Below are 23,783 nucleotides of genomic sequence, written 5' to 3'. Positions count from 1 at the left end.
AAATGAGCACCATTGACATCCTGTCGCCGGCTGGCGACAAGACCGGCAGCCTCGAGCTGCCGGCCGAGATCTTCGACGCGAAGGTCAGCGTTCCGCTGATGCACCAGGTCGTCGTGGCGCAGCTTGCTGCGGCCCGTCAGGGCACCCACAAGACCAAGACTCGTGGCGAGGTCCGCGGTGGCGGCAAGAAGCCGTACCGTCAGAAGGGCACCGGCCGCGCCCGTCAGGGCTCGACCCGTGCGCCGCAGTTCGCCGGCGGTGGCGTTGTGCACGGTCCCGTGCCGCGCGACTACTCGCAGCGGACCCCGAAGAAGATGATCGCCGCCGCCCTGCGCGGTGCGCTCACCGACCGGGCCCGCCACAACCGCATCCACGTCGTCACCGACGTGATCGCGGCCGAGGCGCCGTCGACCAAGGCTGCCAAGAGCCTGTTCGGCAAGATCACCGAGCGCAAGAACGTCCTCCTGGTCGTCGAGCGCGCGGACGAGCTGGGCCTCAAGTCCGCTCGTAACCTGCCGAACGTGCACATCCTGGACGCCGGTCAGCTGAACACCTACGACGTGCTCGTCTCCGACGATGTGGTCTTCACCCAGGCTGCCTTCGAGCGTTTCGTGGCGGGTCCCGCCGCGTCCGCCAAGGCCGTGGCTGCTGAGGGCGAGCTCGAAGGGAGCGCCGCCTGATGGCTGCACAGATCACGAGCAAGACGTTCACGGACCCCCGTGACGTCCTGGTGAAGCCGGTCATCTCCGAGAAGAGCTACTCGCTCCTCGACGAGAACAAGTACACGTTCGTCGTGTCGCCGGGTGCCAACAAGACCCAGATCAAGCAGGCCGTCGAGGCGGTCTTCTCGGTCAAGGTCGAGTCCGTCAACACGCTCAACCGTCAGGGCAAGCGCAAGCGCTCCAAGACGGGCTTTGGCAAGCGCAAGGACACCAAGCGCGCCATCGTGACGCTGGCTGAGGGCAACCGCATCGACATCTTCGGTGGTCCGGTCTCCTAACGGGGATCGTGATCGTCGATAAGGACGAGGACGAGAGAGCCAAATGGGCATCCGCAAGTACAAGCCGACTACGCCGGGCCGTCGTGGCTCCAGCGTGGCCGACTTCGTAGAGATCACGCGGTCCACGCCGGAGAAGTCGCTGGTTCGCCCCCTGCACAGCAAGGGCGGCCGTAACAACGCCGGTCGTATCACCGCTCGCCACCAGGGTGGCGGCCACAAGCGCGCCTACCGCGTGATCGACTTCCGTCGTCACGACAAGGACGGCGTGCCGGCCAAGGTCGCTCACATCGAGTACGACCCGAACCGCACTGCGCGCATCGCGCTCCTGCACTACGTGGACGGCGAGAAGCGCTACATCATCGCCCCCCGCGGCATCGCGCAGGGTGACCGGATTGAGAACGGCCCTGGCGCCGACATCAAGCCCGGCAACAACCTGCCGCTGCGCAACATCCCGGTCGGTACCACCATCCACGCGGTGGAGCTGCGTCCCGGCGGCGGTGCCAAGATGGCCCGCTCCGCCGGTGCCGGCATCCAGCTGCTGGCTCGTGAGGGCAAGATGGCGCACCTGCGCATGCCCTCCGGTGAGATCCGCCTGGTGGACGCGCGCTGCCGCGCGACCGTCGGCGAGGTCGGCAACGCCGAGCAGTCGAACATCAACTGGGGCAAGGCCGGCCGTATGCGCTGGAAGGGCGTTCGCCCGACCGTGCGTGGTGTGGCCATGAACCCGATCGACCACCCGCACGGTGGTGGTGAGGGTAAGACCTCCGGTGGTCGCCACCCGGTCTCGCCGTGGGGCCAGAAGGAGGGTCGCACTCGTAGCCCGAAGAAGGCTTCGAACGCCCTCATCGTGCGCCGCCGCAAGACCAACAAGAAGCGCTAGGAGCAGGTCAGATGCCGCGCAGTCTCAAGAAGGGCCCCTTCATTGACGGCCACCTTCTCAAGAAGGTGGACGCGCAGAACGAGGCGGGTACCCAGAACGTCATCAAGACCTGGTCCCGTCGTTCCGTGATCTTCCCGGCCATGCTCGGCCACACGATCGCGGTTCACGATGGCCGCAAGCACGTCCCGGTGTTCGTCACCGAGTCGATGGTCGGCCACAAGCTCGGCGAGTTCGCTCCGACCCGCACCTTCCGCGGCCACGTCAAGGACGACCGCAAGTCGAAGCGTCGCTAGTCGCCTGAGCTTCAGCGCCAGAACGACGACTCAAGTGACTTACTCCATTAAGGGGACAACCATGGAAGCCAGGGCCCAGGCGCGGTACATCCGCGTCACGCCCATGAAGGCCCGCCGCGTGGTGGACCTCATCCGTGGCCTGAACGCCACGGAGGCCCAGGCGGTCCTGCGTTTCGCTCCGCAGGCCGCCACCGTGCCGGTCGGCAAGGTGCTCGACAGCGCCATTGCCAACGCCGTGCACAACTACAACCACAACAACGTGGACGACCTCGTCATCAGCGAGGCGTACGTTGACGAGGGCCCGACCCTGAAGCGGTTCCGCCCGCGTGCCCAGGGCCGTGCCTACCGGATCCGCAAGCGGACCAGCCACATCACCGTGGTCGTCAGCAGCAAGGAAGGGACCCGGTAATGGGCCAGAAGGTTAACCCGCACGGGTTCCGCCTCGGCATCAGCACGGACTTCAAGTCCCGCTGGTACGCCGACAAGCTGTACAAGGACTACGTCAAGGAAGACGTTGCCATTCGTCGCATGATGACGAAGGGCATGGAGCGCGCCGGCATCTCGAAGGTTGAGATCGAGCGCACCCGCGACCGCGTCCGCGTCGACATCCACACCGCTCGCCCCGGCATCGTCATCGGTCGCCGTGGCACCGAGGCCGACCGCATCCGCGGCGACCTCGAGAAGCTGACCGGCAAGCAGGTCCAGCTGAACATCCTCGAGGTCAAGAACCCCGAGCTGGACGCCCAGCTCGTGGCTCAGGGCGTCGCGGAGCAGCTGTCCTCGCGCGTCTCCTTCCGTCGTGCCATGCGCAAGAGCATGCAGGGCACCATGAAGTCCGGCGCCAAGGGCATCAAGGTCCAGTGCTCCGGTCGTCTCGGCGGCGCCGAGATGAGCCGTTCGGAGTTCTACCGCGAGGGTCGTGTGCCGCTGCACACCCTTCGCGCGAACGTCGACTACGGCTTCTTCGAGGCCAAGACGACCTTCGGCCGCATCGGCGTGAAGGTCTGGATCTACAAGGGCGACGTCAAGAACATCGCCGAGGTCCGCGCTGAGAACGCCGCCGCCCGCTCGGGCAACCGCCCGGCCCGCCCCGAGGGTGGTCGTCCCGCCCGCGGTGGCGAGCGCCGCGGTGGCGAGCGCGGTGGCCGTGGCCGTCGTCCCGCCTCCGAGGCCCCCGCGGCCGCGGCGAGCGAGGCTCCGGCCGCTGAGAACACCGGAACGGAGGCCTGACCGACATGCTGATCCCCCGTCGGGTCAAGCACCGCAAGCAGCACCACCCCAAGCGCCGTGGCGCTGCCAAGGGTGGCACCGAGCTCGCCTTCGGCGAGTACGGTATCCAGGCCGTCACCCCGGCCTACGTGACGAACCGCCAGATCGAGTCCGCTCGTATCGCGATCACCCGTCACATCCGTCGTGGCGGCAAGGTCTGGATCAACATCTACCCGGACCGTCCGCTCACCAAGAAGCCGGCCGAGACCCGCATGGGTTCCGGTAAGGGTTCGCCCGAGTGGTGGATCGCGAACGTGCACCCGGGTCGGGTCATGTTCGAGCTGTCGTACCCCAACGAGAAGGTGGCTCGTGAGGCGCTGACCCGCGCAGCTCACAAGCTCCCGATGAAGTGCCGGATTGTCCGGCGCGAGGCAGGTGAGAGCTGATGTCGGCCGGCACCAAGGCTGCTGAGCTTCGTGAGCTGGACAACGAGGGTCTCGTTGCCAAGCTCCGTGAGGCCAAGGAGGAGCTGTTCAACCTCCGCTTCCAGGCGGCGACCGGGCAGCTCGACAACCACGGACGGCTCAAGCTCGTCCGTAAGGACATCGCGCGGATCTACACCCTGATGCGCGAGCGCGAGCTGGGCATCGAGACGGTGGAGAACGCCTGATGACTGAGAACACCAACGAGACGCGCGGTTTCCGCAAGACCCGTGAGGGTCTCGTCGTCAGCGACAAGATGGACAAGACCGTCGTCGTCGCCGTCGAGGACCGCGTCAAGCACGCTCTGTACGGCAAGGTCATCCGCCGTACGAACAAGCTGAAGGCGCACGACGAGGCCAACGCCTGCGGCATCGGCGACCGGGTCCTCCTCGCGGAGACCCGCCCGCTGTCCGCGACGAAGCGCTGGCGCGTCGTCGAGATCCTCGAGAAGGCCAAGTAACGAAGCCGATGAGGTACGGCCGTATGTGCATCGGGTCCCTCCGGGGACGCCGGTGTGAGCAGCGGCCGGCCCGTCGACTCTCGTTGACGATCAGGAGAAAGCTGTGATCCAGCAGGAGTCGCGACTGCGTGTCGCCGACAACACTGGTGCCAAGGAAATCCTTTGCATCCGTGTTCTCGGTGGCTCCGGTCGCCGCTACGCCGGTATCGGGGACGTCATCGTCGCCACCGTCAAGGACGCGATCCCCGGTGGCTCGGTGAAGAAGGGTGACGTCGTCAAGTGCGTCGTCGTCCGCACCGTCAAGGAGCGTCGTCGTCCGGATGGCTCGTACATCCGTTTCGACGAGAACGCTGCGGTCGTTCTGAAGAACACCGACGGTGACCCCCGTGGCACCCGCATCTTCGGCCCGGTGGGCCGCGAGCTGCGCGACAAGAAGTTCATGAAGATCATCTCGCTGGCGCCGGAGGTGCTCTAACCCATGGCGAACAGCATGAAGATCAAGAAGGGTGACCTGGTTCAGGTCATCACCGGCAAGGACCGCGGCAAGCAGGGCAAGGTCATCCAGGCCATCCCCGCCGAGAACAAGGTCCTGGTCGAGGGTGTGAACCGGGTCAAGAAGCACACCAAGCCGGGCCCGGGCACTCAGGGTGGCATTGTCACCGTCGAGGCCCCGGTGCACGTCTCCAACGTCCAGCTGGTCGTGGAGAAGGACGGCAAGAAGGTCGTCACCCGCGTTGGCTACCGCTTCGACGACGAGGGCAACAAGATCCGCGTTGCCAAGCGAACCGGTGAGGACATCTGATGTCTGAGACGACTGTTGAGAAGGTGACCCCCCGTCTCAAGGAGCGTTACAACTCCGAGATCAAGGGTCAGCTGCAGGAGCAGTTCTCGTACGAGAACGTCATGCTGACTCCCGGCCTGGTCAAGGTCGTGGTCAACATGGGTGTCGGCGAGGCCGCCCGTGACAGCAAGCTGATCGAGGGCGCGATCCGCGACCTGACCGCCATCACTGGTCAGAAGCCGGCCGTGACCAAGGCTCGCAAGTCCATCGCGCAGTTCAAGCTGCGCGAGGGCCAGCCGATCGGCACCCACGTCACCCTTCGTGGTGACCGCATGTGGGAGTTCCTGGACCGTCTGGTGTCGCTGGCTCTGCCGCGTATCCGCGACTTCCGTGGCCTCTCCCCCAAGCAGTTCGACGGCCGTGGCAACTACACCTTCGGTCTGACCGAGCAGGTTATGTTCCACGAGATCGACCAGGACAAGGTCGACCGTCAGCGCGGTATGGACATCACCGTCGTGACCACCGCTCAGACCGACGACGAGGGCCGGGCGCTCCTGCGTGCTCTGGGCTTCCCGTTCAAGGAGGCGTGAGCCAATGGCGAAGAAGTCCCTCATCGCGAAGGCCGAGCGTAAGCCGAAGTTCGGCGTCCGGGCCTACACCCGGTGCCAGCGCTGCGGCCGTCCGCACTCGGTGTACCGCAAGTTCGGCCTGTGCCGTGTGTGCCTCCGTGAGATGGCGCACCGCGGCGAGCTGCCGGGCGTGACCAAGAGCTCCTGGTAGTCCTCTTCTCGTAAGAGCTCCAGAGCTTGAAGGCACACCAAGCGAAGCAGAGGTGCCCGACCCCACATCGCCCGCTTTTGGGCTCCCGTACGGAATCCCGTAAGGTAGTGGGGTCGGGCCCCCTGTCACGGTTGCTCCGTAGCGACCGCTGATCCTCTTCGGAGGGCTCGCACCCAGACTTACTACGTCGTAGGTCCCCTGCGCCTGTGCCCCGCACTCCTCGGAGTGCGGGGGACCTCGCGCGGAGAAACCACGGCGAGAGAGGCCTGAGGCCATCATGACCATGACCGACCCCATCGCAGACATGCTCACGCGTCTGCGTAACGCGAACTCGGCGTACCACGACTCCGTGGCGATGCCGGCCAGCAAGATCAAGGCGCACGTCGCCCAGATCCTGCAGCAGGAGGGGTACATCTCCTCCTACAAGGTTGAGGAGCCCGTTGAGGGCGAGGTCGGCAAGAAGCTGACCATCGAGCTCAAGTTCGGCCCCAACCGTGAGCGCTCGATCGCTGGCATCAAGCGGATCAGCAAGCCGGGCCTGCGGGTCTACGCAAAGTCCACCAACCTGCCGAAGGTGCTCGGCGGCCTGGGCGTGGCGATCATCTCCACGTCCTCGGGTCTCCTCACCGACAAGCAGGCTGCCAAGAAGGGCGTAGGCGGAGAAGTTCTCGCCTACGTCTGGTAATTCGGGAAACGGAGGTACAGCAATGTCGCGCATTGGACGGCTGCCCATCCCGGTTCCCGCCGGCGTGGACGTCACCATCGATGGCCAGGCGGTCTCGGTGAAGGGCCCGAAGGGGTCCCTCACCCACCATGTCGCCGCGCCGATCGAGATCGGCAAGGGCGAGGACGGCACGCTGCTCGTCACCCGCCCCAACGACGAGCGTCTGTCGAAGGCCCTGCACGGCCTTTCCCGCACGCTGGTGGCGAACATGATCACCGGCGTGACCGCGGGCTACCGCAAGTCGCTGGAGATCAGCGGTGTTGGCTATCGAGTCCTGGCGAAGGGCTCCGACATGGAGTTCCAGCTCGGCTACAGCCACCCGATCCTGGTCGAGGCCCCTGAGGGCATCACCTTCGTCGTCGAGTCGGCCACCAAGTTCCACGTGGACGGCATCGACAAGCAGAAGGTCGGCGAGGTCGCCGCAAAGATCCGCAAGCTGCGCAAGCCCGACCCGTACAAGGCCAAGGGCGTCAAGTACGCGGGCGAGGTCATCCGCCGCAAGGTCGGAAAGAGTGGTAAGTAAGCGATGAGCGTCTCTGTCAAGATCGGCAAGGGCAACGCCTACAAGAGCGCCGCTCGCAAGCGCCGCGCGATCCGCGTTCGCAAGCGCGTCGTCGGCACCGAGGTGCGTCCGCGCCTCGTTGTGACGCGCTCGAACCGTCACATGGTCGCCCAGGTCATCGACGACGCCAAGGGTCACACCCTGGCGTCGGCGTCCACCCTCGACGTGTCCATCAAGGGCGTCGAGGGCGACAAGACCGAGCTGGCCAAGAAGGTCGGGAGCCTGGTCGCCGAGCGCGCCAAGGCCGCCGGCATCGAGTCGGTCGTCTTCGACCGCGCGGGCAACCGGTACGCCGGCCGCATCGCCGCTCTGGCCGATGCTGCTCGTGAGGCCGGGCTCGACTTCTAAGCCGCTCGTCGGCTCAGTCGACGGACGTAATCGAGAGAGGTAATTCCAATGGCTGGACCCCAGCGCCGCGGTAGCGGCGCCGGCGGCGGCACCGGCGGTGGCGAGCGGCGCGACCGTAAGCGTGACGACCGGGGCAACGCCCCCGCCGTCGAGAAGACCGCTTACGTCGAGCGTGTCGTTGCGATCAACCGTGTCGCCAAGGTTGTCAAGGGTGGTCGTCGTTTCAGCTTCACCGCGCTGGTCGTGGTGGGCGACGGTGACGGCACCGTAGGTGTCGGCTACGGGAAGGCGAAGGAGGTTCCGGCCGCCATCGCCAAGGGTGTTGAGGAGGCCAAGAAGAACTTCTTCAAGGTCCCCCGTATCCAGGGCACCATCCCGCACCCGATCCAGGGCGAGAAGGCTGCCGGCGTCGTGCTCCTGAAGCCGGCCGCCCCCGGTACCGGTGTTATCGCCGGTGGCCCGGTGCGTGCCGTGCTGGAGTGCGCGGGCATCCACGACATCCTGTCGAAGTCGCTCGGCTCCGACAACGCGATCAACATCGTGCACGCCACCGTGGCTGCTCTGAAGGGCCTCGTGCGCCCCGAGGAGATCGCCGCACGTCGTGGCCTGCCGCTGGAGGACGTGGCTCCCGCCGCTCTGCTGCGGGCTCGTGCTGCAGGGGTGAGCGCCTGATGGCTCGCCTGAAGATCACGCAGACCAAGTCCTACATCGGCAGCAAGCAGAACCACCGCGAGACGCTGCGCTCGCTGGGTCTGAAGCGCATGCACGATGTGGTCGTCAAGGAGGACCGTCCCGAGATCCGCGGGATGGCCCAGACCGTGCGTCACCTCGTCACGGTCGAGGAGGTGGACTGACATGGCTGACTCGCCGATCAAGATCCACAACCTGCGTCCCGCCCCGGGTGCCAAGACCGACAAGATCCGTGTCGGTCGTGGTGAAGGCTCCAAGGGTAAGACCGCTGGTCGTGGCACCAAGGGCACCAAGGCCCGCTACCAGGTTCCGCAGCGCTTCGAGGGTGGCCAGATGCCCCTCCACATGCGCCTGCCGAAGCTGAAGGGCTTCAAGAACCCGTTCAAGATCACGTTCCAGGTTGTCAACCTCGACAAGCTGGCCGAGCTCTACCCGCAGGGTGGCGAGGTCACTGTCGAGGACCTGATCGCCAAGGGCGCGGTTCGCAAGAACTCCCTCGTCAAGGTGCTCGGCACCGGCGAGATCTCGGTTGCGCTGCAGGTGACGGTGGACGCCGTCTCCGGCTCCGCCGCCGAGAAGATCACCGCCGCCGGCGGTACCGTCACCGAGCTCGTCTGAGCCCGCTGACCTCCCACGAGCCCCGCACCTCCCCTTCGGGAGGTGCGGGGCTCGTGTGTTTTCGCCTTCGCGGCTCCCGAGCGGGTACGGGCCTCGTTCTTTTGTGTGGCAAACCCGGGCATCCCGTACCCCATGCGTGGGGGAGGGGCCGTACGCGCTTCTTTCGAGTGGCTGCGCACTGTTAGAGTCCGTGGAGTTCCCTTGTAGGCTGCGCTAAGGCTCGCCTGTGCCGTCTGTACGGGAGCCCGAACCGCAAACTCCCCATTCAGGACCGACCCTCCCGCCGACGACGTGCGGGAGGCGCAGGAGGCACCGTGCTCAGTGCGTTCGCGCGGGCGTTCCAGACGCCCGACCTGCGCAAGAAGCTGCTGTTCACGCTGGGCATCATGGTGCTGTTCCGCCTGGGCTCGCACATTCCCGTACCGGGGGTCAGCTTCGAGGCCGTCAATGCTTGTGTGAAGGACACCAAGAACAGCGGCCTCTTCGCGCTGGTAAATCTCTTCAGCGGTAACGCGCTCCTTCAGCTGACGATCTTCGCGCTCGGCATCATGCCGTACATCACGGCCAGCATCATCCTCCAGCTCCTCACCGTCGTGATCCCGCGACTCGAGGCGCTGAAGAAGGAGGGTCAGGCCGGTACGGCGAAGATCACCCAGTACACGCGCTACCTGACCATCGCCCTCGCAGTCCTGCAGGGCACCGGCATCGTGGCGACGGCCTCCAGTGGGGCGCTGTTCTCGGGCTGCGTCTACGCCAACCAGATCGTGCCGGACCAGTCGGTCTTCCGGATCGCCGTCATGGTGATCACGATGACCGCGGGTACCACGTGCATCATGTGGCTCGGTGAGCTGATCACGGACCGCGGCATCGGCAACGGCATGTCGATCCTGATCTTCACCTCGATCGCCTCGGGCTTCCCGGGCTCGATGTGGGCGATCAAGACCTCCGGCACCATCGGCGGCGGCTGGGTCGAGTTCCTCTCCGTGGTCGCGGTCGGAATCATCGTTGTGATGCTGGTCATCTTCGTGGAGCAGGCGCAGCGCCGGATTCCGGTGCAGTACGCGAAGCGGATGATCGGCCGCAAGGCGTTCGGCGGCACCTCGACCTACATCCCGCTCAAGGTGAACCAGGCCGGTGTCATCCCGGTCATCTTCGCCTCGTCGCTGCTGTACATTCCCGCCCTGGCGGTCCAGCTGACCAACAGCCAGGCGGGCTGGGCGACGTGGATCAGGACGAACTTCGTCAAGGGTGACCACCCGGTCTACATGGCCACCTACTTCCTGCTGATCGTCTTCTTCGCCTTCTTCTACGTGGCCATCTCCTTCAACCCCGAAGAAGTTGCCGACAATATGAAGAAGTATGGTGGGTTCATCCCGGGTATCCGGGCCGGCCGGCCGACGGCCGAGTACCTGAACTACGTGCTCACCCGCATCACGTGGCCGGGTTCGCTCTACCTGGGCCTGATCGCGTTGATCCCGATGATCGCCCTGGTCGCCTTCGGACAGCAGACAAACTTCCCGTTCGGCGGCACCAGCGTGCTCATCGTCGTCGGCGTCGGACTCGAAACTGTGAAGCAGATCGAGAGCCAGCTCCAGCAGCGCAATTACGAAGGGTTCCTCCGCTGATGCGTATCGTCCTCGTCGGGCCTCCCGGGGCCGGGAAGGGTACTCAGGCGCACCTGCTCGCCAAGACCCTGTCCATCCCCCACATCTCCACCGGCGACCTCTTCCGCGCCAACATCGGCCAGGGCACCCCTCTGGGGCTCGAGGCCAAGAGCTACATGGACGCGGGCCGGCTGGTGCCGGACGAGGTCACGATCGGGATGGCCAAGGACCGCATGCTCCAGCCGGACGCCGTCAACGGCTTCCTGCTGGACGGCTTCCCGCGCAACCTCGGCCAGGCCAAGGCGCTGGACGAGTTCCTCGCCGAGCACGGCATTGCGCTGGACGGCGTGCTGGACCTGGAGGTCCCCGAGGACGAGGTGGTCCGTCGGATCGCCGGTCGCCGGCTGTGCCGCAACGACGGCGGCCACGTCTTCCACGTGGACTACAACCCGCCGAAGTCCGAGGGCGTCTGCGACGAGTGCGGCGGCGAGCTGTACCAGCGCTCGGACGACACCGAGGAGAAGGTGCGCACGCGCCTCGAGGTCTACCACACCGAGACCGAGCCGATCATCGACTACTACCGCCAGCAGGGCCTGGTCGAGACGATCCCGGCCCTCGGCAAGGTGGGCGAGGTCACCCAGCGCGCGATCGAGGCGCTGAAGCAGAACAGCTGAGCATCATCACGTACGTACGGCCGCGCACGCCCTCCGGGGCAGCGCGGCCGTACGGCGTCGTACGGTGGAACGAGTGCACGGCCGCCCGGCAAGGACCGGGCGGGAACCCAAGGAAGGCGTGACCAGATGGTGGAGATCAAGACCCCCGATCAGATCGCGAAGATGCGAGTGGCCGGGCTGGTCGTCGCCGAGGCGCTGAAGGCCTGCCGGGAGGCGGTGGCTCCGGGGGTGACCACCCAGGAGCTCAACGACATCGCGGACAAGGTCATCACCGGCCACGGCGCCACCTCCAACTTCCGCGCGAACCACGGCGGCCTCTGGTTCCCGGGGGTGATCTGCGCCTCGGTGAACAACGAGGTCGTGCACGGCATCCCGGGGGAGCGGGTGCTCCAGGAGGGCGACCTGATCTCGATCGACTGCGGCGCCATCGTGGACGGCTGGCACGGCGACGCGGCGATCTCCGTCACGGTCGGCGAGGTCCGCCCCGAGGTGGAGATGCTCAGCCGGGTCACCGAGGGCTCGATGTGGGCCGGCATCGCCCAGATGAAGAAGAACAACCGGCTGGTCGACGTCTCCAAGGCGATCGAGGGCTTCATCCGCCGCCAGCCGCTGCCCCCCAAGGGCAAGTGGGGCATCACCGAGGGCTACGGCGGCCACGGCATCGGCACGGCCATGCACATGGAGCCGCACGTCCTGAACTACGTCGAGCGCGGCCGCGGCAAGGGCCCCAAGCTGGTCCCGGGCACCGTCCTGGCGATCGAGCCCATGGTCTCGCTGGGCACCCCCCACACGACGGTGCTGGAGGACGACTGGACGGTCGTCACCAACGACGGCACCTGGGCCTCGCACTGGGAGCACTCGGTGGCCGTCACCGAGCAGGGGCCGCTGGTCCTGACCTCCTTCGACGGCGGTCGGGCCGAACTGGCCAAGCTGGGTATCACCGCAGCTCCGGACCCCCTCGGCTAGCCGACGGCCGCGTCTGACAAGGGATCGGAGCCCTGGAGGTTTGGACCTCCAGGGCTTTTGTCCTATTTTTATCGGCTGGCAGTGGCTTCGAGCGACCAGGAGAGAGCAGTGTTCAAGGGATTCCGCGACTTCATGATGCGCGGCAACGTCGTCGACATGGCGGTCGGTGTCGTCATCGGCGCCGCCTTCACCGGTGTGGTCACCGGGTTCGTGTCGGCGTTCCTCACCCCGCTGGTGGGTGTGGTGGTCGGCGCGGCCGGCGACTTCAGCTCGTACAAGGCGACGGTGGCCGGGGTCACCTTCCCGTACGGGCAGTTCCTGAACGTGCTGATCGCGTTCATCATGACCGCCGCGGTGCTGTACTTCTGCGTCGTGCTGCCGGTGACCAAGGCCACCGCCCGCTACATGCCCAAGAAGCCCAAGGCCCCGAAGCGTCCGTGCCCCGAGTGCCTGACCGAGATCCCGGAGGCGGCCCGCCGCTGTTCGGCCTGCACCGCGCACGTCGAGCCGCTGGCGATCATGGCCAACCGCTGACCCTCCGGGCTCCGTTTTGGTGCATCCGACGTGCTGGCGTAGGATGGACCGTCGGCTCACTCGTAGCGTGCTTCAGCACGCCCTCTTCCCTCACGGGTCGGGGTGAACCCAGGTTCGCACGAGCGTGCCGCATACGGTAGCCGGTCCCGGAAGGTGGATCTCGCAGTTCATGGCTAAGAAGCAAGGCGCCATTGAGATCGAGGGCACCGTGATCGAGTCTCTTCCGAACGCGATGTTCAAGGTCGAGCTGCAGAACGGTCACAAGGTCCTCGCGCACATCAGCGGCAAGATGCGCATGCACTACATCCGCATCCTGCCGGACGACCGGGTCGTCGTGGAGCTCAGCCCCTACGACCTCACGCGCGGCCGGATCGTCTACCGCTACAAGTAACAACGTCAGATCTAGACCCGGAGAACCTGAGACATGAAGGTCAAGCCGAGCGTCAAGAAGATCTGCGACAAGTGCAAGGTGATCCGCCGTCACGGCCGGGTCATGGTGATCTGCGACAACCTGCGCCACAAGCAGCGCCAGGGCTGATTGCTCTCCCCCCAGCATTTCTCGTAGTACTTCGCGCGACGCGAAAACGTCATAAGCGGGCCACCCGATCCGTCCCACGAAGGACGGACTGCCGCCCCCGGTCAGAGGCCGGGGCTCCCTCACCGTGAGGTGTCGGAGTAGGTGGCACGCAAGACCTCTGAAGAACCACAGGAGCCATGAATGGCACGCCTCGCCGGCGTTGATCTCCCCCGTGAGAAGCGGATCGAGATCGCCCTTACGTACGTGTACGGCATCGGCCGTACCCGCGCTCAGCAGACCCTGTCCGAGACCGGTGTCAACCCGGATGTCCGCGTTCGCGACATCTCCGAGGAAGACCTCGTGAAGCTCGGCCAGTACATCGACGCCAACTACACGGTCGAGGGTGACCTCCGCCGTGAGGTGGCCGCCGACATCCGCCGCAAGGTCGAGATCGGTTGCTACGAGGGTCTGCGTCACCGCCGTGGCCTGCCGGTCCGCGGTCAGCGCACCCACACCAACGCGCGTACCCGCAAGGGCCCGCGTCGCGCGATTGCCGGCAAGAAGAAGCCGGGCAAGAAGTAGTCCGTCCCGTAACCGGACATCCCTCCGGCCCGCGGGTCAGCGGACCGACCACCTCAGTAGGAGAACAGACTTATGCCCCCCAAGGGTCGTCAGGCTGCCGGCGCGAAGAAGATCCGCCGCAAGGAAAAGAAGAACGTCGCTCACGGCCACGCGCACATCAAGAGCACGTTCAACAACACCATCGTTTCGATCACCGACCCCGCGGGCAACGTGATCTCCTGGGCCTCCGCCGGCCACGTCGGCTTCAAGGGCTCGCGCAAGTCCACCCCGTTCGCCGCGCAGATGGCCGCCGAGGCCGCTGCCCGTCGCGCGCAGGAGCACGGCATGCGCAAGGTTGACGTCTTCGTGAAGGGTCCGGGCTCCGGCCGCGAGACCGCGATCCGTTCGCTCCAGGCCACCGGCCTGGAGGTCGGCTCGATCCAGGACGTCACCCCCACCCCGCACAACGGCTGCCGTCCGCCGAAGCGCCGCCGCGTCTGACGCGGTCGGTCCCCTCCTCGCCTCCGGGCGCTCTTGATCCGAGACCGACGTTCCTCACTGCGGCGCTCCTGCGTCGCTTGTCGTTCGTCTCCTTCGGTCTCGGTGCGTCCTTCGGCTCGGGGGAGCGCCTTCGGGCATCGGTGTTGCTTTAAACCACGTACGGGGTCCTGCGCAGTGAACGTCGCTGCGTGCAGGACCCCGTACGCTGGTTCTGTTCGGCATCAAATAGTGGGTGCCGAAGACAACTGGAGGATCTGAACATGCTGATCGCTCAGCGCCCCTCGCTGACCGAAGAGGTCGTCGACGAATTCCGCTCGCGGTTCGTGATCGAGCCGCTGGAGCCGGGCTTCGGCTACACCCTCGGCAACTCCCTGCGCCGCACCCTCCTGTCGTCGATCCCGGGTGCCGCTGTCACCAGCATCCGCATCGACGGCGTCCTGCACGAGTTCACCACCGTGCCGGGCGTCAAGGAGGACGTCACCGACCTCATCCTCAACATCAAGCAGCTGGTCGTCTCCTCGGAGCACGACGAGCCGGTCGTGATGTACCTGCGCAAGCAGGGCCCGGGTGTGGTCACCGCCGCCGACATCGCGCCGCCGGCCGGTGTCGAGGTGCACAACCCCGAGCTGGTCCTCGCCACGCTGAACGGCAAGGGCAAGCTGGAGATGGAGCTGACCGTCGAGCGCGGTCGCGGCTACGTCTCCGCGGTCCAGAACAAGGCCTCCGGCCAGGAGATCGGCCGCATCCCGGTCGACTCGATCTACAGCCCCGTGCTGAAGGTCACCTACAAGGTCGAGGCCACCCGTGTCGAGCAGCGGACCGACTTCGACAAGCTGATCGTCGACGTCGAGACCAAGCCCGCCATGCGCCCGCGTGACGCCATGGCGTCGGCCGGCAAGACCCTGGTGGAGCTGTTCGGCCTCGCCCGCGAGCTGAACATCGACGCCGAGGGCATCGACATGGGCCCGTCCCCGACGGACGCCGCCCTGGCCGCCGACCTGGCGCTGCCGATCGAGGAGCTGGAGCTCACCGTTCGGTCGTACAACTGCCTCAAGCGCGAGGGCATCCACACCGTGGGTGAGCTCGTCGCCCGCTCCGAGGCCGACCTGCTCGACATCCGCAACTTCGGTGCGAAGTCGATCGACGAGGTCAAGGCGAAGCTGGCCGGCATGGGCCTGGCCCTCAAGGACAGCCCGCCCGGGTTCGACCCGACCGCCGCCGCCGACGCCTTCGGCGCCGACGACCTGGACGACGCGGGTTACGCGGAGACCGAGCAGTACTAAGAGTTTGGGGCGGGGGCGGCTCCCCGGAGCCGCCCCCGCCACCACGAAAGTCGTACGGGCAACAGTGCCGGTACGCCCGCTGCGGTACCTGATACGGCCGTAGTCGGAGATTCAAGGAGTAATCCATGCCGCGTCCCACCAAGGGTGCCCGCCTCGGCGGCGGCCCGCACCACGAGCCGCTGCTGCTCGCCGGTCTGTGCCGGGAGCTCTTCCAGTACGGCCGCATCACCACGACCGAGGCCAAGGCCCGTCGGATGCGCCCGCTGGCGGAGAAGCTGATCACCAAGGCGAAGAAGGGCGACATCCACAACCGTCGCCTGGTTCGCAAGACGATCACCGACATCTCGGTGCTGCACACCCTCTTCACCGAGATTGCGCCGCGCTACGAGAACCGCCCGGGTGGTTACACCCGTATCACCAAGATCGGTCCCCGTCGTGGCGACAACGCCCCGATGGCCGTGATCGAGCTGGTCGAGGCGCTGACCGTCGCGCAGACCGCCGTCGGCGAGGCCGAGGGCGCCACCAAGCGCGCCGTCAAGGAGGCCGAGGCGGCCAAGGTCGAGGAGACCAAGGCCGACGAGGCCGTCGAGGCCGAGCAGGCCTGACACCTTTAGGTGTTGCGGGCCCGTTCTCCCATTCGTGGGGGAGCGGGCCCGTTCCTTATCCCCTGGGAGTAGTAGCAGTGGCCAACGATTGCGTGGAGCAGCCCCCCGTGAAGGACGGCCCGGCCGACGGGCACGTCCGGATCCGGCTCGACCTCGCCTACCACGGCGCCGAGTTCTCCGGCTGGGCCCGCCAGCGCGGTGGCCGCCGGACCGTGCAGGAGGAGATCGAGAGCGCGCTGCAGATCGTCACCCGCAGCCCCGGGTCGTACCCGCTGACGGTCGCCGGGCGCACCGACGCCGGGGTGCACGCGCGCGGTCAGGTCGCCCACGTCGACCTCCCGGAGGAGCTCTGGGCCGAGCACGGCGGGAAGCTGCTGCGCAGGCTGGCCGGGCGGCTGCCCGGTGACATCCGGATCTACCGGGTGGGGGAGGCGCCGGCCGGCTTCGACGCCCGGTTCTCGGCGGTCTGGCGCCGGTACGCCTACCGGGTCGCGGACCACCCCGGCGGGGTCGACCCGCTGCTGCGCGGGCACGTGCTCTGGCACGACCGGCCGCTGGACGTCGACCGGATGAACGAGGCCGCCAAGCTGCTGCTCGGCGAACACGACTTCGCGGCGTACTGCAAGAAGCGCGAGGGCGCGACCACCATCCGCACCCTGCTGGAGCTGCACTGGGACCGCGTCCCGGTGGACGGCTACGCGGCGCAGGAGGGCTCGCTCGCGGTCGCCACCGTCCGGGCCGACGCCTTCTGCCACAACATGGTCCGGGCCCTGGTCGGCGCGATGCTGCTGGTCGGGGACGGGCACCGGCCGGTGGACTTCCCCGGGGAGGTGCTGGCCGGGGGGGTGCGCAACTCCGCGGTCAACGTGATCCGGCCGTACGGGCTGACGCTGGAGGAGGTCGGCTACCCGCCGGACGACCAGCTCGCCGAGCGCAACCGGGCCGCCCGGCGGATGCGCACGCTGCCCGGTGCCGACCGGGCGACGGTCTGATCGGACGACGGGTCAGCCCGGGCTGTTCGAGCCGGACGGCTGCCTAGGTCTGCAACGAAGGGGTCCGCCCGGTCTGGTCGACCGGGCGGACCCCTTCAGCCGTTCCGCGGACGGGGCCCGGCGGTGGTCGCCGGGCCCCGTCCGCGGTGTCGGGTCAGCCGAGGGTCTCCGCGCCGTCCGACCCCGGCCGCTCCGCCATGGCGTTCCAGGCCTCCCGCAGCCGGTCGGGCTCGACCAGCTCCGCGTGGGTGCAGGCGATCGGGTGCTCCCGGACCCCGCCGGAGGCGTAGGGCTCCCAGATCCCGGCCGGGCGGGCGCTCGCCGGCTTGTCACCGGTGGCGACGACGAGCAGCAGCTCCCCGTCGAAGGTGCGCGGCGTGTGCTCCCGCATCAGCCTGGCGTTGTTCCGGATCACCCGGGCGGCCGTCTCGACCTCCTCGTCCGTGAGCTCGATGACCGAGTCGCCGCCCCGGATGATGTCCGCGAGGTCGGCCATCTCGGCGGCCTCGGCGGCCTGGGCGTGGTCGGTCGTCCCGGCGCCCGGTGCCTGATCGGCCGCGTCGCCGGAGCCGCTCGGCGGGACGGTCACCATGGTCTCCAGCAGGTTCAACGGGTAGGAGTCCAGCAGGGTCAGCCCCGCCACCTGCTCGCCGGCGGCCCTGAGCTGTACCGCCATCTCGTGCGCGACCACGCCGCCGAAGGACCAGCCCATGAGGTGGTACGGGCCGGACGCCTGGACGGTGCGGATCCGCTCGACGTACTCCGCTGCCATCTCCTCGATGGAGACCGGCAGTTCGGGCGAACCGTCGAGCCCCCGGGCCTGCAGCCCGTAGAGCGGGTGCTCCGTCGGCACGATGCGGGCCAGCGGCGAGTAGCACCAGCTCAGCCCGCCGCCGGGGTGGATGGAGAACAGGGGTGCGCGCTCCCCGTGCGGCCGGATCGGCAGCAGCATGCCGAGGGCGTCCTGCGAGGTGCCGAGGCCCAGCCGCGCGCCGAGGCCGGCGATGGTGGGCGTCTCGAACAGCGCCCGGATGCCGACCTCGATGCCCAGCACGGCACGGATCCGGCTGACCAGCGTGGTCGCCAGGAGAGAGTGGCCGCCGAGCTCGAAGAAGTTGTCGTCGATGCCGACGCCCGGCAGGCCGAGGACCTCGGCGAAGACCGTGCAGAGGACCTCTTCCTGGGCGGTGCGGGGCGCCCGCCCGGAGGCGCCGACCGCGTAGTCCGGTGCGGGCAGCGCCCGGTGGTCGAGCTTGCCGTTGGCGGTCAGGGGCAGGGACTCCAGCTGCACGATGGCGCTGGGGACCATGTAGTCGGGGAGCTCCGAGGCGATGTGCTTGCGCAGCAGCACGGTGTCCACCGCCTCCGGCACGGCGGCGACGACGTAGGCGACGAGGCGCTTGTCCCCGGGGTTGTCCTCGCGGGCGACGGCGGTGGCCTGGGCGACGGAGGGGTGTGCGGCCAGGACCGACTCGACCTCGCCGAGCTCGATCCGGAAGCCGCGGATCTTCACCTGGTCGTCGGCGCGGCTCACGTACTCCAGGTTGCCGTCGGCGCGCCGGCGCACCAGGTCGCCGGTGCGGTACATCCGCTCGCCGGGCTCGCCGAACGGGTTGGCGGTGAAGCGCTCGGCGGACAGGCCCGGGCGGCCCAGGTAGCCGCGGGCCAGCTGGGCGCCGGCGACGTAGAGCTCGCCGACGGTGCCGGGCGGGACGGGCTGGAGGTGGGAGTCCAGGACGTAGAGGCGGGTGTTCCAGATCGGGTGCCCGATGGGGACGGCCCGGTCCGGTACCGCGTCCGAGGGAAGGACCCGGTACTCCATGCACCCGACCGTCGCCTCGGTCGGACCGTACTCGTTCACCACGGTGGCCCCAGGGCGGACCTTCCGCCAGGCGTCGAGGACCTCGCCGAGCAGCTGCTCGCCGCCGACGACCAGCTCGCCGCTCGGTGAGAAGCCCTCCGGAAGCACCGAGAGCAGGGGGATGTGACTGGGCGTCCCCTTGAGGAACGTCAGCCGGTCGCCGCCCTGGACGCGTGCGCCGTCCTCCAGGGGGGCGATCTCGATGCGGCCGCCGCTGATCAGCGGCGCGTACAGCGTCGTCACGGCGAGGTCGAAGGCGACCGAGGAGTGCAGCAAGGTCCCGCCCCGGACGGAGGGGTAGGCCTCGACGCTCCACCGCAGGTAGTGGGCCAGGGCGCTGTGCTCGATCACGACGCCCTTGGGACGGCCGGTGGAGCCTGAGGTGTAGATGACGTAGACGGGGTGGCTGGGCAGGAGGGCGCTGACGGGGTTGGTGGTGCCGAGCCCGGCGAGGCGGGTGAGGGTGTCCGGGTCGTCGAGGACGATCCGTGCGACGGCCTCGGCCTCGGGGAGGGTCCGCCGGGTGTGCTCGCTGGTGATGACCAGGGCCGGCCGGGCGTCCGCCAGCATGTAGCCGATGCGCTCGGCGGGGTAGTCGGGGTCGATCGGCAGGTAGGCGCCGCCGGCCTTGAGGACCGCGAGGAGGGCGGTGATGAGGTCGGTGGAGCGTTCCAGGTGGATGCCGACCAGGGTCTCCGGGCCGACGCCGTGCTCGACCAGCAGGTGGGCGAGGCGGTTGGCGCGCTCGTTCAGCTCGGCGTAGGTCGACTCCGCGCCCTGGTGGACGAGGGCGGTGGCGTCGGGCGTCCGGGCCGCCTGGGCCTCGAACAGCTCGGGCAGGGTGGTGGCGGGCAGCTCCCGGGCGGTGTCGTTCCAGCCGGTGAGGATCAGGGCGCGCTCGTCGGCGTCGAGGATCTCGATCCGGCTGACGGGCTGCTCGGGGTCGGCGACGGCGGCCGTCAGGACCCGGGTGAAGCGCTGGGCCATGGTGGCGACGGTCGCGTGGTCGAACAGGTCGACGGCGAAGGTGACGGCTCCCTGGAGGCCGGCGGGCCGGCCCTGTCCGTCGAAGAGCTCGCCGAACTGGAAGTCCAGGTCGAACTTCGCGGGGAGCTCGCCGCTGGGCAGGGCGGTGGCGGTGAGGCCGGGGAGGTGGAGCCTGGTGCTGCTGTTGTTCTGGAGGGTGAGCATGACCTGGAACAGCGGGTGCCGGGCCATCGAGCGGGTGGGGGCGAGCTCCTCGACGAGGCGCTCGAAGGGGATGTCCTGGTGGGCGAAGGCGCCGAGACCGGAGTCCTGGACGCGGCCGAGGAGCTCGCCGAAGCTGGGGTCGCCGTCCAGGTCGGTGCGCATGACCAGGGTGTTGATGAAGAAACCGACCAGGTCGTCGAGCGCCTCGTCGGTGCGTCCGGCGATGGGGGTGCCGACGGGGATGTCGGTGCCCGCGCCGAGGCGGGAGAGCAGGGTCGCCAGGGCTGCCTGGAGGACCATGAACATGGTGACGCCGCGGGAGCGGGCCAGGTCGCTGAGCTGCTGGTGCAGCTCGGCGGGGACCTGGACGGGCAGGGTGGCGCCCCGGTGGGTGGCGACGGGCGGGCGGGGGCGGTCGGTGGGCAGCTGGAGCTCTTCCGGCAGACCGGCCAGGGCCTTGCGCCAGTGGGCGAGCTGCTGGGACAGGACGCTCTCGGGGTCGGTGTCCTCGCCGAGGAGCTGCTGCTGCCACAGGGTGTAGTCGGCGTACTGCACCGGCAGCGGCTCCCAGGTGGGGGCGCTTCCTTCGAGTCGCGCCGCGTACGCGGTGGAGATGTCGCGGGCGAGCGGGCCCATGGACCAGCCGTCGCCCGCGATGTGGTGGACGATCAGCAGCAGGACCTGCTCCTGCGGCCCGGTGGTGAACAGCTCCGCACGCAGCGGTACTTCGGTGGACAGGTCGAAGACGTACCCGGCCGCGTCGGCGAGGGCCTGCTCCAGACCGGCCTCGGTGACCTCGGTGACGGGCAGGCCGAAGGCGACCGCCGCCGGGTCGAGGACGTGCTGGTGGGGCTGGCCGTCGGTGCTGCGGAAGACGGTGCGCAGGACTTCGTGGCGGGTCACCACGTCGTGCAGCGCGTCTCGGAGGGCCTCGTGGTCGAGCACGCCGCTGAGCCGCAGTGCGGTGGGGATGTTGTAGGTGGCGCTGGGGCCTTCGAGCTCGCCGAGGAACCAGAGCCGGCGCTGGGCGGCGGACAGCGGTACCGCGTCCGGGCGCTCGCCGGCGGTCAGCGCGAGCCGGGTCGTACCGGCTCCGCCGAGGCGCTCGGCCAGGCCGGCGACGGTCGGGGCCTCGAACAGGGCACGGATGCCGACCTCGACGCCCAGTGCGGTGCGGATCCGGCTGACCAGGCGGGTGGCGAGCAGGGAGTGGCCGCCGAGCTCGAAGAAGCTGTCGTCGATGGTCACCGATGCCACGCCGAGGACCTCGGCGAAGACGGTGCAGAGGGCCTCCTCCTGCTCGGTCCGCGGTGCCCGGCCGGAGCCGGCCACCGTGAACTCCGGGGCGGGCAGGGCCTTGCGGTCGAGCTTGCCGTTGGCCGTCAGCGGCAGGGCCTCCAGCAGCACGATCGCGCTGGGGACCATGTAGTCGGGGAGCTCCGAGGCGAGGTGCCTGCGCAGCGCCTCGGTGTCCACGGCCTGCGGTGAGACCGGGACGACGTAGCCGATCAGGCGCTTGTCCCCGGGGTTGTCCTCGCGGACGATCACGGTGGCCTGGGCGACCGAGGGGTGTGCGGCCAGTGCGGCCTCGACCTCGCCGAGCTCGATGCGGAAGCCGCGGATCTTCACCTGGTCGTCGGCCCGGCCGGCGAACTCCAGGGTGCCGTCCGCACGCCAGCGCACCAGGTCACCGGTGCGGTACATCCGGGCGCCGGCCGCGCCGAACGGGTCGGCGACGAAGCGCTCGGCCGACAGGCCCGGACGGTTCAGGTAGCCGCGGGCCAGCCCCGCACCCGCCACGTACAGCTCACCCACGGCGCCGGCCGGGACCAGCTGCAGCCCACCGTCCAGGACGTAGACGGCGGTGTTGTCCAGCGGACGGCCGATCGGCAGGGTGCTCCCGACGTTCGCGGCGGCGTCCACGGAGTGCTGGGTCGCGCAGAGCGTCACCTCGGTCGGCCCGTACAGGTGCCGTACGACGATCCCGGCATTCGCGTCCAGCACGCGCCGGACCGCTCCGGAGGGCACGACATCCCCTCCGGTGAGGACCTCGCGCACGCCGGCGAAGGATCCGGGGTCCTCCTCGGCCATGACCCGGAACAGGCCGGCCGTGACGTGGATGTGGGTGATCCCGTGCCGCACGATCAGCGAGCGCACGGCGGCGGCGTCCAAGTCCCCGGTCGGGGCGACCACGACCTCGCCGCCCGCGAGCAGCGGGACCCAGAGCTCGTAGGTCGAGGCGTCGAAGGCGTGCGGGGCGTGCAGGAGGACCCGGTCCGTGTGGCCCAGGTGCCAGCAGCCGTCCGAGGCCAGCTCCACGACGTCACGGTGCGTGGTCGCGATGCCCTTCGGCGTCCCGGTGGAGCCGGAGGTGTACATCACGTACGCGAGGTGCTCCGGCCGGGTGGCGGGGGCCGGGTCGGTGGCGTCCGCGATGCTGCTCCCGGTCTCCGGCCCGACGGTCAGGACGGTCACGCCCTGCTCGGCCGCCGTCGCCGCGAACCCGTGGCCGCTCATGGCCGGGTCGACCAGCAGGATCCGCGCGGCGGTGTCCTGGAGGATCAGGTTCATCCGGTCGGCGGGCGCCCGGGTGTCGATGGGGAGGTAGGCGCCGCCGGCCTTGAGGATCGCCAGCAGTGAGACGACCAGCTCGGTGGAACGCTCCATGAGCACGCCGACGAGGCTGTCGGGGCCGACGCCGTGCTCGGCCAGCAGCCGGGCGAGGCGGTTGGCCCGGGCGTTCAGCTCCGCGTAGGTGAGCCGGTCGTCCCGGTGGCTGAGCGCGACGGCGTCGGGGGTGCGGTCCACCTGGGCTTCGAACAGCTGGTGCAGCGTCCCGGCGGGGGTGTGCGCCGCGGTGTCGTTCCACTCGGCGAGCAGCCGGTGGCGCTCGGCGTCGTCGAGGACGCCGATGCTGTGCAGCGGGGTGTGCGGTGCCGTCGCGAGCGCCGCGGTCAGGTTGTCGGTTGCGGTGTGCAGCAGCGTGGCGACGAGGGCCGGGTCGATGGGCGCGGCGGCCTGGACGGTGAGGAGGAAGCCGGTGCCGGTGTCGTCGACCGAGACCGCGAGCGGGTAGGTGGCGCCCTCCTGGCTGTGGAGGAGCTCGACGCCTTCGAGTGCGGACTCCGGTCCGTGCTCGGCGCCGCCGCTGTGGCGGTAGTTGAGGAAGGAGCTGAACAGCGGGGTCTGCGCCGGGAGGTCGCTGGCCTGCTGGGCGAGGACGAGGGGGGCGTGCTCGTGGACGAGGAGGTCCGCGAGCTGCGTCTGGGTGGTGCGCAGGGCCTCGATGGCGGTCGTGTCGCCGGTGCGGACACGGACGGGGAGGGTGTTGATGAACAGTCCGGGGACGCGGTCGGCGCCCGAGCCGGCCTGCATGCGGCCGAACAGGACGGTGCCGAACACGACGTCGTCACGGGTGGAGGTGGCCGCGACCACCCGTGCCCATGCGAGGTGCAGGACGGTGGCCGGGCTGACGCCGAGCCGGCGGGCCTGATCCCTCAGCCGCTGGGCGAGCGCGGCGTCCATCGGCACGGTGGCCTCGGCGTCGGTCTCGTCCGCCCTGGTGGTCAACTGACCGAAGGGTGCGGTGGGTTCGGTGATGTCGCCGAGGAGGTTGGTGAAGAACTTCTGGTGTTCTTCGCGGGGGATGCGGAGGCGGGCTTGGGCG

31 protein-coding genes are annotated in these 23,783 nt (G+C 68.7%); 30 read left to right on the top strand and 1 reads right to left on the bottom strand.

Going from position 1 to position 23,783, the window contains the following annotated elements; all coding sequences use genetic code 11:
• The first annotated feature begins 2 nt into the window (after positions 1–2).
• The 30 genes from rplD to truA all read left to right on the top strand — a co-directional run bounded on the left by rplD (position 3) and on the right by truA (position 17,064).
• Positions 3–680 (top strand): 50S ribosomal protein L4, encoded by a 678-nt coding sequence (gene rplD / locus ACGFZP_RS36535; RefSeq protein WP_392941144.1) that lies wholly within the window; start codon positions 3–5, stop codon positions 678–680.
• Positions 680–1,000 (top strand): 50S ribosomal protein L23, encoded by a 321-nt coding sequence (gene rplW, locus ACGFZP_RS36530; RefSeq protein ID WP_387949104.1) that lies wholly within the window; start codon positions 680–682, stop codon positions 998–1,000. The genes rplD and rplW overlap by 1 nt, the downstream gene beginning before the upstream one ends.
• A 43-nt stretch (positions 1,001–1,043) precedes the next feature.
• On the top strand, positions 1,044–1,880 hold the full coding sequence (gene rplB / locus ACGFZP_RS36525; RefSeq protein WP_387949105.1) for a 50S ribosomal protein L2: 837 nt from the start codon (positions 1,044–1,046) through the stop codon (positions 1,878–1,880).
• Between the two features lie 11 nt (positions 1,881–1,891).
• Entirely contained in the window at positions 1,892–2,173 is a 282-nt protein-coding gene (gene rpsS, locus ACGFZP_RS36520; protein ID WP_030055821.1) for a 30S ribosomal protein S19, read from the top strand.
• Between the two features lie 61 nt (positions 2,174–2,234).
• Positions 2,235–2,582, top strand: coding sequence for a 50S ribosomal protein L22 (gene rplV, locus ACGFZP_RS36515; protein ID WP_033824229.1), 348 nt, complete (start codon positions 2,235–2,237; stop codon positions 2,580–2,582).
• Positions 2,582–3,403, top strand: a complete 822-nt coding sequence (gene rpsC, locus ACGFZP_RS36510; RefSeq protein ID WP_387949106.1) for a 30S ribosomal protein S3 — start codon at positions 2,582–2,584, stop codon at positions 3,401–3,403. The genes rplV and rpsC overlap by 1 nt, the downstream gene beginning before the upstream one ends.
• A 5-nt stretch (positions 3,404–3,408) precedes the next feature.
• Positions 3,409–3,828 carry a 50S ribosomal protein L16 gene (rplP, locus tag ACGFZP_RS36505; protein ID WP_033824227.1) on the top strand — a complete coding sequence of 140 codons (420 nt, stop codon included), beginning with the start codon at positions 3,409–3,411 and terminating at the stop codon, positions 3,826–3,828.
• A complete protein-coding gene (gene rpmC / locus ACGFZP_RS36500; RefSeq protein WP_030055825.1) occupies positions 3,828–4,052 on the top strand; it encodes a 50S ribosomal protein L29 in 225 nt (74 codons plus the stop codon). Before rplP ends, rpmC begins: the two co-directional genes overlap by 1 nt.
• Entirely contained in the window at positions 4,052–4,324 is a 273-nt protein-coding gene (gene rpsQ / locus ACGFZP_RS36495) for a 30S ribosomal protein S17 (RefSeq protein ID WP_030055826.1), read from the top strand. Before rpmC ends, rpsQ begins: the two co-directional genes overlap by 1 nt.
• A 103-nt stretch (positions 4,325–4,427) precedes the next feature.
• Positions 4,428–4,799 (top strand): 50S ribosomal protein L14, encoded by a 372-nt coding sequence (rplN, locus tag ACGFZP_RS36490; RefSeq protein ID WP_030300391.1) that lies wholly within the window; start codon positions 4,428–4,430, stop codon positions 4,797–4,799.
• A 15-nt stretch (positions 4,800–4,814) separates the two neighbouring features.
• Positions 4,815–5,126, top strand: a complete 312-nt coding sequence (rplX, locus tag ACGFZP_RS36485; protein WP_371503333.1) for a 50S ribosomal protein L24 — start codon at positions 4,815–4,817, stop codon at positions 5,124–5,126.
• Positions 5,126–5,695: a 50S ribosomal protein L5 gene (gene rplE / locus ACGFZP_RS36480; RefSeq protein ID WP_030393302.1), complete on the top strand. Its 570-nt coding sequence runs from the start codon at positions 5,126–5,128 to the stop codon at positions 5,693–5,695. The genes rplX and rplE overlap by 1 nt, the downstream gene beginning before the upstream one ends.
• 4 nt (positions 5,696–5,699) lie before the next feature.
• Positions 5,700–5,885: a type Z 30S ribosomal protein S14 gene (locus ACGFZP_RS36475; RefSeq protein WP_030393303.1), complete on the top strand. Its 186-nt coding sequence runs from the start codon at positions 5,700–5,702 to the stop codon at positions 5,883–5,885.
• A 277-nt stretch (positions 5,886–6,162) separates the two neighbouring features.
• Positions 6,163–6,570: a 30S ribosomal protein S8 gene (rpsH, locus tag ACGFZP_RS36470; RefSeq protein WP_031063036.1), complete on the top strand. Its 408-nt coding sequence runs from the start codon at positions 6,163–6,165 to the stop codon at positions 6,568–6,570.
• Between the two features lie 22 nt (positions 6,571–6,592).
• Entirely contained in the window at positions 6,593–7,132 is a 540-nt protein-coding gene (rplF, locus tag ACGFZP_RS36465) for a 50S ribosomal protein L6 (protein WP_387949107.1), read from the top strand.
• Between the two features lie 3 nt (positions 7,133–7,135).
• Positions 7,136–7,519, top strand: a complete 384-nt coding sequence (gene rplR, locus ACGFZP_RS36460; protein WP_209414075.1) for a 50S ribosomal protein L18 — start codon at positions 7,136–7,138, stop codon at positions 7,517–7,519.
• A gap of 48 nt (positions 7,520–7,567) precedes the next feature.
• Positions 7,568–8,191 (top strand): 30S ribosomal protein S5, encoded by a 624-nt coding sequence (rpsE, locus tag ACGFZP_RS36455; RefSeq protein ID WP_030055834.1) that lies wholly within the window; start codon positions 7,568–7,570, stop codon positions 8,189–8,191.
• Entirely contained in the window at positions 8,191–8,373 is a 183-nt protein-coding gene (gene rpmD, locus ACGFZP_RS36450; RefSeq protein WP_030300409.1) for a 50S ribosomal protein L30, read from the top strand. Before rpsE ends, rpmD begins: the two co-directional genes overlap by 1 nt.
• Before the next feature lies 1 nt (position 8,374).
• The gene (gene rplO, locus ACGFZP_RS36445; RefSeq protein WP_392941139.1) at positions 8,375–8,827 is read left to right on the top strand and encodes a 50S ribosomal protein L15; all 453 of its coding nucleotides are present in this window, start codon (positions 8,375–8,377) and stop codon (positions 8,825–8,827) included.
• 314 nt (positions 8,828–9,141) lie between these two features.
• Complete coding sequence (secY, locus tag ACGFZP_RS36440) at positions 9,142–10,452, top strand: preprotein translocase subunit SecY (protein ID WP_392941137.1); 1,311 nt, start codon at positions 9,142–9,144, stop codon at positions 10,450–10,452.
• Positions 10,452–11,105 carry an adenylate kinase gene (locus ACGFZP_RS36435; RefSeq protein WP_392941135.1) on the top strand — a complete coding sequence of 218 codons (654 nt, stop codon included), beginning with the start codon at positions 10,452–10,454 and terminating at the stop codon, positions 11,103–11,105. Before secY ends, ACGFZP_RS36435 begins: the two co-directional genes overlap by 1 nt.
• Positions 11,106–11,231: 126 nt before the next feature.
• Entirely contained in the window at positions 11,232–12,071 is an 840-nt protein-coding gene (gene map, locus ACGFZP_RS36430) for a type I methionyl aminopeptidase (RefSeq protein ID WP_392941133.1), read from the top strand.
• A gap of 108 nt (positions 12,072–12,179) precedes the next feature.
• Positions 12,180–12,605 (top strand): large conductance mechanosensitive channel protein MscL, encoded by a 426-nt coding sequence (mscL, locus tag ACGFZP_RS36425; protein WP_392941132.1) that lies wholly within the window; start codon positions 12,180–12,182, stop codon positions 12,603–12,605.
• Positions 12,606–12,774: 169 nt separating this feature from the next.
• Positions 12,775–12,996, top strand: a complete 222-nt coding sequence (gene infA / locus ACGFZP_RS36420; protein ID WP_003956442.1) for a translation initiation factor IF-1 — start codon at positions 12,775–12,777, stop codon at positions 12,994–12,996.
• Between the two features lie 33 nt (positions 12,997–13,029).
• Positions 13,030–13,143: a 50S ribosomal protein L36 gene (rpmJ, locus tag ACGFZP_RS36415; RefSeq protein ID WP_003956441.1), complete on the top strand. Its 114-nt coding sequence runs from the start codon at positions 13,030–13,032 to the stop codon at positions 13,141–13,143.
• A 180-nt stretch (positions 13,144–13,323) separates the two neighbouring features.
• On the top strand, positions 13,324–13,704 hold the full coding sequence (rpsM, locus tag ACGFZP_RS36410; protein ID WP_392941131.1) for a 30S ribosomal protein S13: 381 nt from the start codon (positions 13,324–13,326) through the stop codon (positions 13,702–13,704).
• A gap of 72 nt (positions 13,705–13,776) precedes the next feature.
• Entirely contained in the window at positions 13,777–14,184 is a 408-nt protein-coding gene (rpsK, locus tag ACGFZP_RS36405; protein ID WP_030232513.1) for a 30S ribosomal protein S11, read from the top strand.
• 260 nt (positions 14,185–14,444) lie between these two features.
• Positions 14,445–15,467 carry a DNA-directed RNA polymerase subunit alpha gene (locus tag ACGFZP_RS36400; RefSeq protein ID WP_030055844.1) on the top strand — a complete coding sequence of 341 codons (1,023 nt, stop codon included), beginning with the start codon at positions 14,445–14,447 and terminating at the stop codon, positions 15,465–15,467.
• 125 nt (positions 15,468–15,592) lie between these two features.
• Complete coding sequence (gene rplQ, locus ACGFZP_RS36395) at positions 15,593–16,072, top strand: 50S ribosomal protein L17 (protein ID WP_387949114.1); 480 nt, start codon at positions 15,593–15,595, stop codon at positions 16,070–16,072.
• Positions 16,073–16,164: 92 nt separating this feature from the next.
• The gene (truA, locus tag ACGFZP_RS36390; RefSeq protein WP_392941128.1) at positions 16,165–17,064 is read left to right on the top strand and encodes a tRNA pseudouridine(38-40) synthase TruA; all 900 of its coding nucleotides are present in this window, start codon (positions 16,165–16,167) and stop codon (positions 17,062–17,064) included.
• A gap of 154 nt (positions 17,065–17,218) precedes the next feature.
• Here the strand turns inward: truA and ACGFZP_RS36385 are convergent, their stop codons facing one another.
• Positions 17,219–23,686, bottom strand: coding sequence for an amino acid adenylation domain-containing protein (locus ACGFZP_RS36385; protein ID WP_392941126.1), 6,468 nt, complete (start codon positions 23,684–23,686; stop codon positions 17,219–17,221).
• Positions 23,687–23,783: the final 97 nt, after the last annotated feature.

Source organism: Kitasatospora sp. NPDC048239 (genome assembly GCF_043202015.1).
Taxonomy (GTDB): Bacteria; Actinomycetota; Actinomycetes; order Streptomycetales; family Streptomycetaceae; genus Kitasatospora.
Note: the sequence above shows the minus strand (reverse complement) of the source record. Positions and strands in the feature narration are given on the sequence as shown.

What these genes read in the sequence shown, in the direction of transcription:
- rpsH (WP_031063036.1), top strand. Translation starts at nt 6,163, where the DNA reads ATGACCATGACCGACCCCATCGCAGACATGCTCACGCGTCTGCGTAAC.
- rplE (WP_030393302.1), top strand. Translation starts at nt 5,126, where the DNA reads ATGTCTGAGACGACTGTTGAGAAGGTGACCCCCCGTCTCAAGGAGCGT.
- rplR (WP_209414075.1), top strand. Translation starts at nt 7,136, where the DNA reads ATGAGCGTCTCTGTCAAGATCGGCAAGGGCAACGCCTACAAGAGCGCC.
- rplF (WP_387949107.1), top strand. Translation starts at nt 6,593, where the DNA reads ATGTCGCGCATTGGACGGCTGCCCATCCCGGTTCCCGCCGGCGTGGAC.
- rplP (WP_033824227.1), top strand. Translation starts at nt 3,409, where the DNA reads ATGCTGATCCCCCGTCGGGTCAAGCACCGCAAGCAGCACCACCCCAAG.
- rpsK (WP_030232513.1), top strand. Translation starts at nt 13,777, where the DNA reads ATGCCCCCCAAGGGTCGTCAGGCTGCCGGCGCGAAGAAGATCCGCCGC.
- rpsM (WP_392941131.1), top strand. Translation starts at nt 13,324, where the DNA reads ATGGCACGCCTCGCCGGCGTTGATCTCCCCCGTGAGAAGCGGATCGAG.
- rpsS (WP_030055821.1), top strand. Translation starts at nt 1,892, where the DNA reads ATGCCGCGCAGTCTCAAGAAGGGCCCCTTCATTGACGGCCACCTTCTC.
- infA (WP_003956442.1), top strand. Translation starts at nt 12,775, where the DNA reads ATGGCTAAGAAGCAAGGCGCCATTGAGATCGAGGGCACCGTGATCGAG.
- rplB (WP_387949105.1), top strand. Translation starts at nt 1,044, where the DNA reads ATGGGCATCCGCAAGTACAAGCCGACTACGCCGGGCCGTCGTGGCTCC.
- rplD (WP_392941144.1), top strand. Translation starts at nt 3, where the DNA reads ATGAGCACCATTGACATCCTGTCGCCGGCTGGCGACAAGACCGGCAGC.
- ACGFZP_RS36400 (WP_030055844.1), top strand. Translation starts at nt 14,445, where the DNA reads ATGCTGATCGCTCAGCGCCCCTCGCTGACCGAAGAGGTCGTCGACGAA.
- rplW (WP_387949104.1), top strand. Translation starts at nt 680, where the DNA reads ATGGCTGCACAGATCACGAGCAAGACGTTCACGGACCCCCGTGACGTC.
- rplX (WP_371503333.1), top strand. Translation starts at nt 4,815, where the DNA reads ATGAAGATCAAGAAGGGTGACCTGGTTCAGGTCATCACCGGCAAGGAC.
- ACGFZP_RS36435 (WP_392941135.1), top strand. Translation starts at nt 10,452, where the DNA reads ATGCGTATCGTCCTCGTCGGGCCTCCCGGGGCCGGGAAGGGTACTCAG.
- rpsQ (WP_030055826.1), top strand. Translation starts at nt 4,052, where the DNA reads ATGACTGAGAACACCAACGAGACGCGCGGTTTCCGCAAGACCCGTGAG.
- ACGFZP_RS36475 (WP_030393303.1), top strand. Translation starts at nt 5,700, where the DNA reads ATGGCGAAGAAGTCCCTCATCGCGAAGGCCGAGCGTAAGCCGAAGTTC.
- rplV (WP_033824229.1), top strand. Translation starts at nt 2,235, where the DNA reads ATGGAAGCCAGGGCCCAGGCGCGGTACATCCGCGTCACGCCCATGAAG.
- map (WP_392941133.1), top strand. Translation starts at nt 11,232, where the DNA reads ATGGTGGAGATCAAGACCCCCGATCAGATCGCGAAGATGCGAGTGGCC.
- rpmC (WP_030055825.1), top strand. Translation starts at nt 3,828, where the DNA reads ATGTCGGCCGGCACCAAGGCTGCTGAGCTTCGTGAGCTGGACAACGAG.
- rplQ (WP_387949114.1), top strand. Translation starts at nt 15,593, where the DNA reads ATGCCGCGTCCCACCAAGGGTGCCCGCCTCGGCGGCGGCCCGCACCAC.
- rplO (WP_392941139.1), top strand. Translation starts at nt 8,375, where the DNA reads ATGGCTGACTCGCCGATCAAGATCCACAACCTGCGTCCCGCCCCGGGT.
- rpsC (WP_387949106.1), top strand. Translation starts at nt 2,582, where the DNA reads ATGGGCCAGAAGGTTAACCCGCACGGGTTCCGCCTCGGCATCAGCACG.
- rpmJ (WP_003956441.1), top strand. Translation starts at nt 13,030, where the DNA reads ATGAAGGTCAAGCCGAGCGTCAAGAAGATCTGCGACAAGTGCAAGGTG.
- rpsE (WP_030055834.1), top strand. Translation starts at nt 7,568, where the DNA reads ATGGCTGGACCCCAGCGCCGCGGTAGCGGCGCCGGCGGCGGCACCGGC.
- rpmD (WP_030300409.1), top strand. Translation starts at nt 8,191, where the DNA reads ATGGCTCGCCTGAAGATCACGCAGACCAAGTCCTACATCGGCAGCAAG.